The following is a 4,862-nucleotide window of genomic DNA, read 5'->3' on the forward strand; positions in this document are numbered from 1 at the left end:
AGTTTTTAGAAGCTTTCAGAAAATAAATTCTTTTTCGGTTGTTTTTCAGCAGACACGAAGTGGCAATGAAAACAACCGAAAAAGAATTATTTGGAGATGGTTTTATGGAAGAACAGTTAGTTAATAATTTGCAAACTGTAGAATCTCATTTACAAACAATAATAGATAATCAAGAAAAGATTTTAAATGCTATTAGCTTTGAGAGTACTTGTCTTATATTTCTTATTGTGTGTTTTATATTAGCATTTATATATAAAACAGTTTCAAATATTATAGGTGATTTTTATTAGCAAAAGGGGGTGAAAAAACATGCCAGAAGCTGTAAAGACTGCAATAGAGGCAGGTTTTACTAGTATGACATCTATGGTTACAGATGTAGTAGTTATTGGTGTACCTGCTGTTATAGGTGTTATGGCTATTGCTAAAGGTGCTAGATATGGTATTAGGTGGGTTAAGTCTATGTTGTCTAATGCATAATAAATTTTGGGTAGTGGCTAATGTCGCTACCTTTTAATTAATTAGGGGGTGTAGTTTTGAAAAGAATAGTTTGTATTTTATTAGTTTTTATTTTTCTTTTTAGTATTATTAGTTTTTCATTTGCTAATAGTTATGATTTGAATGAATTTCCTTCTTTTGATAAGTTTTTAAAACAAACTGGTAAAACTGATTATGTTTTTGTTAGTGAAAGTGGGAGAAAAAATGTGTATCTTTTTAATACTTCTAGCCTTGTGTGGCTTGATGATTCTTGCGTTAATTTAGTTATTGAAGATGATAGTAATATTAGAGAGCTTAATTATCGTGGTGGTTCTTGGTTTTTAAATGATGAAATTCATTCTAGAAGGATTTCTCTGTATAAACCTACTTTTTTAAGTTCTTCAGTTAATATTTATTATGAGGATCTTGGTGTTGGCGATAAGCCAGATGAAGAAAGAATTTTATTTCATGCAGATAGTTTTTTTTTACACAATCCAGTAGTGGAGTTGATGAAGCAGGGCAAGATGACAGTAATGGAAGTAGTCAAGATAATAACAATTCTAATACTAGCAGTAGTACCGACCACTCTTGGATTAATTCTTTTGGCTCGTCGATTATTAAAGGTTTTCAGAGGATTATTCAGCCGATTATAGATTTTTTAGATGGTTTAGTTAGTAAGCTTAGGGATTTATTGAAATGGGCATTTTATGTTGATTTTGACAAAATTAAATCGCATATAAACTTTAAAGAAAAATTAGAACAAAAATTTTCTTTTTTCTTTCAAATAGCAGATAGTTTAAAACAGATAAATTCTATGCAACAAGAACATGAAGGAAAATTTTATATGAAGCTTCCTTCTTGGTTGGGTGGTACTAGAGTATGTTTTTTAGATTTAACATATGCAAAGCCTGTTTTAGACTGGGGAAAGATATTTCTTCGATGTGCTTTGTGGATAGCTTTTGCTAGATTTATATTGAATAAGCTTGATGTTAAGCTGCATGTTGGGTAGGTGAAAAAATGCAGGATTTAGGACTTTTGGAAGGTTTATTAGTGTCAGTTATTAATTTTATAGGAAATATGATTGACCTTATTCCTAGCTTTGATTTAGGTATAGGAGATAAGCTTTCAAATTCAATACAATATATGGCTAATCTAGTTGCAGGAGCAGGTATATTAATACCAGTTAATGATATATTTTTTATTTTATCTCTCATGATAGGTTTTAGGTTATTTATGTTTACAGTATTTGCAGTTAACTGGGTAATTAGACGAATAGCAGATATTATACCTTAGTGGAGGTTTGTATATGTTTTTTAGGAAGAAAAAGAGTAAAAAAGAAATATTGTTTGAACAGGAATTAAAGAGAAGGAAACAGTTGCAAAAGAAGATTAAATTAGAGAAGCGTAATAAAGAGAAAAAAAGACAAAAATGGCTAAAACAGCATAAGAAACAGTATATTAGAAATTTAAGAAAAAAGAATTTTAAACTTTGGTTTAAGTGGAAGATAACAAAGATGAAATTACCTTTTTTATTTGACTTGTTTCGCTGGCTTTTGATAGACATGATTAGGGGAAAAAAGAAAGCATTGTGGGGAATTTATATATTTGTTGCTAATCCGGGAGAGGGTAAAACTTTATCAATGGTAAAACATATTGAAGAAAAGCGTAAAGAAGACCCAACAATTAAAGTTTATACTAATTTTAATTATAAAGGACAAACAGGGGCTATTCGTTGTTGGCAAGATATAGTTAGAGCAGAAAGTAATTCGATTATAGCTTTAGATGAAGCACATTTAACGTTTGAATCTACTGATTTTAGAAATTTCCCACCTGAAATGCTTGCACAGCTTAGTTTGAATAGAAAACTTAGAAAACAATTTATATGTTCTACACAACGTTATGAGCGTTTAAATAAGAATTTTAGAGACCTTGCTAATTATGTTGTTCTTTGTAAAAATCATTTTGGTTTGGATAGGTGGTTTACTAGATATTATTTTAAAAAAATTGATTATGAAGCTCAATTTACAGGGAAAAAATCAAGAGCTGATTTTATTAAGCCTTATGTTGCTAGTGATGATTTATATAGGAAATATAATACTTTACAATTAGTTGAAAAACTTGCTGAAGAAATAGAAGACTTTGAAGTAAAACAAAATGAATTATTGCCGAAGATTGAAGCATTATTAGAACACCAAGATAATTTAGAACCTAAAGAAATTAGAAATATCATTAGTATAAGAGATAGAATTGTAAAACAAATAGAAGATATAAAAAGAGAACAAGAAAAGAAAAAGATATTAGAAAAAATTGAAACATTGAATATTGAATTAAAAAAAGAGCTCGAGAAAGTAATTTAATAAAAAAAAAGACCATCGGGCGTAGACTGATTTTGAAAGCTTAGCGATAAAGACCATTTAAGCTAATAATCCCTTATGTTCTATTAGCTTATAAGAGTATTTATTTCGGAGGGATAGCTATTCGCGACCCTCCAACTTTCGAGCGTAAGTGTCAAAAACTACGTCGACCAGCTCATAAGAAAACTAAAAGACATATAACAAACTAACGTGGCGAAGTATTGTTTTGATAAATTCATAACTTACTCTTAGCCATTTTAAAAAAATCGTAGTAAGTAGACCTTTCGGGTCGAATAGCTTCACTTGAGTAATTGGACACTTAATGCGAAAGTGTCCGGTTAAAAGTAAAAGATGGCTAATCTAGTTGCAGGAGGGGGTTTTAACTATGCTAGATTTAATGTCTTTCAATTTTGAAGTAAAAATAGCCGGTAGACATATAACATTAAAAAAATATACAAAGACTAATCAATTTAACTTTACAGTTAAAAATCCCCCTTCTACAACTAAACGTGGGGAGAGCGATAAAAATAGAGAAAATTTCATAAAATCAATTATTAGAGCAAGAAAAAAAGTATTTGACATAATAGCTTGTAATATAAACTGTATTCCAGATTATCATGGAAATATTCAAAGACCAAAGTTTTGGACATTAACTTTTGCTGAAAATGTAACGGACCTTAAAACTGCAAATGCTGAATTTACAAAGTTTAATAAACGTCTTTCTTACTATCTTTATGGAGTAAATAAAAATGTACTTAAATATATATGTATTCCAGAATTTCAAAAGCGCGGAGCAGTTCATTTTCATGTGTTGTATTTCAATTTGCCATTTATAGAACAAAAAGAATTTTCAAAAATTTGGGGACTTGGTTTTACATTTGTTGAATCAGTTAATAAAAAAGAAGAAATAGAAGACTTTGCAAAATATGTTGCTAAATACATAAATAAAGAAAATTCAAAAGGTGAAGATAACTATGAAATATATCTTGAAAAAGGACTGCTTAATCAAAAAAGATATTTTGTATCAAGAGGATTAAACAAGCCAGACATTTTTAAACTTAACATAGACAAAGAACTTTATGAGTCATTTATAGCTATGCTTAGAGATTTTCATGTTACTAGTCACGAATATGAAAATGAATTTATTGGCAAAGTAGAAATTAATAACTATGAAATAGAAAATAAATCTATTAAAGATATGATTATAAATGCAATAAACACAATATATAAAATCATGAAATCAGTATATAACAAGTCAGTAAAAGTTAGATATAGAGATGTAGAAAAAATGATAGATGCAGATACTTATTATTCTATTGAAGCTGTTATGCATAAAGCTAGAATTTATTATGAAAAGCGACAAGGAGTGGTGGTATGATAACAATTGAAAAAGCTAAAGAATTATTTTTGATAGACCAACAACTTAAAGGAAATACAGAAATAACAATATCTAATTATGATAGATTTATAGATTATTTTATTCATTTTTTAGGTTCTGACAAAATGATTGATACTTTAACTTTGCAAGATATAAAAAAGTATCAAATATATCTTATGGATAAAGATAAAAATTATAACTTCGAAACTGATTTAAAGAAAAAAATCTCTAAAACTACAATACAAACTTATATGAGAGCAGTTAGAGTTTTTATAAACTGGTTATATAAAGAAGGTTATATTGCTGAAAATATTGGAGAAAAATATAAATTACCAAAAGCACCTAAAAAAGTTGTAGAAATACTCAGTGAAGAAGAAATTGCAAAAATTTATAAAGCAATTAATGATAATACTGAGTTCGGACTTAGAAATAAATGTATGATAAGTTTAATGTTAGATAGTGGTTTAAGACGTGATGAAGTAATTACTTTGAATATTGAAAATGTTCATTTTACTCAAAATGTAATTAAAGTAACTGGTAAAGGTCAAAAAGATAGAATTGTACCAATGGGATTATATACAAAAAAATTGCTTTTTAAATATGTAAATGGTTATAGACCTATGCCAGATTACCCTACTAATAGATTATTTTTAAGTC

At 28.2% G+C, this 4,862-nt stretch carries 8 protein-coding genes; all 8 read left to right on the forward strand.

What is annotated here, in order from left to right; all coding sequences use genetic code 11:
- The first annotated feature begins 65 nt into the window (after positions 1-65).
- On the forward strand, positions 66-290 hold the full coding sequence (locus tag BUA90_RS11890; protein WP_143146286.1) for a hypothetical protein: 225 nt from the start codon (positions 66-68) through the stop codon (positions 288-290).
- A 19-nt stretch (positions 291-309) separates the two neighbouring features.
- Positions 310-477 carry a hypothetical protein gene (locus tag BUA90_RS12460; protein ID WP_159430033.1) on the forward strand — a complete coding sequence of 56 codons (168 nt, stop codon included), beginning with the start codon at positions 310-312 and terminating at the stop codon, positions 475-477.
- A gap of 56 nt (positions 478-533) precedes the next feature.
- Positions 534-1,127, forward strand: a complete 594-nt coding sequence (locus BUA90_RS11895; protein WP_072968855.1) for a hypothetical protein — start codon at positions 534-536, stop codon at positions 1,125-1,127.
- A gap of 38 nt (positions 1,128-1,165) precedes the next feature.
- Entirely contained in the window at positions 1,166-1,483 is a 318-nt protein-coding gene (locus BUA90_RS11900; protein ID WP_072968857.1) for a hypothetical protein, read from the forward strand.
- Positions 1,484-1,491: 8 nt separating this feature from the next.
- Positions 1,492-1,767 (forward strand): hypothetical protein, encoded by a 276-nt coding sequence (locus BUA90_RS11905; protein ID WP_072968859.1) that lies wholly within the window; start codon positions 1,492-1,494, stop codon positions 1,765-1,767.
- A gap of 13 nt (positions 1,768-1,780) precedes the next feature.
- Entirely contained in the window at positions 1,781-2,830 is a 1,050-nt protein-coding gene (locus BUA90_RS11910; protein WP_072968861.1) for a zonular occludens toxin domain-containing protein, read from the forward strand.
- Between the two features lie 382 nt (positions 2,831-3,212).
- On the forward strand, positions 3,213-4,205 hold the full coding sequence (locus BUA90_RS11915; protein WP_072968863.1) for a rolling circle replication-associated protein: 993 nt from the start codon (positions 3,213-3,215) through the stop codon (positions 4,203-4,205).
- The coding region (locus BUA90_RS11920) for a tyrosine-type recombinase/integrase (protein ID WP_143146287.1) at positions 4,202-4,862 on the forward strand (661 nt) is incomplete at its 3' end. The genes BUA90_RS11915 and BUA90_RS11920, both read left to right, overlap by 4 nt.

Source organism: Caminicella sporogenes DSM 14501 (assembly GCF_900142285.1).
GTDB classification, from domain to species: domain Bacteria; phylum Bacillota; class Clostridia; order Peptostreptococcales; family Caminicellaceae; genus Caminicella; species Caminicella sporogenes.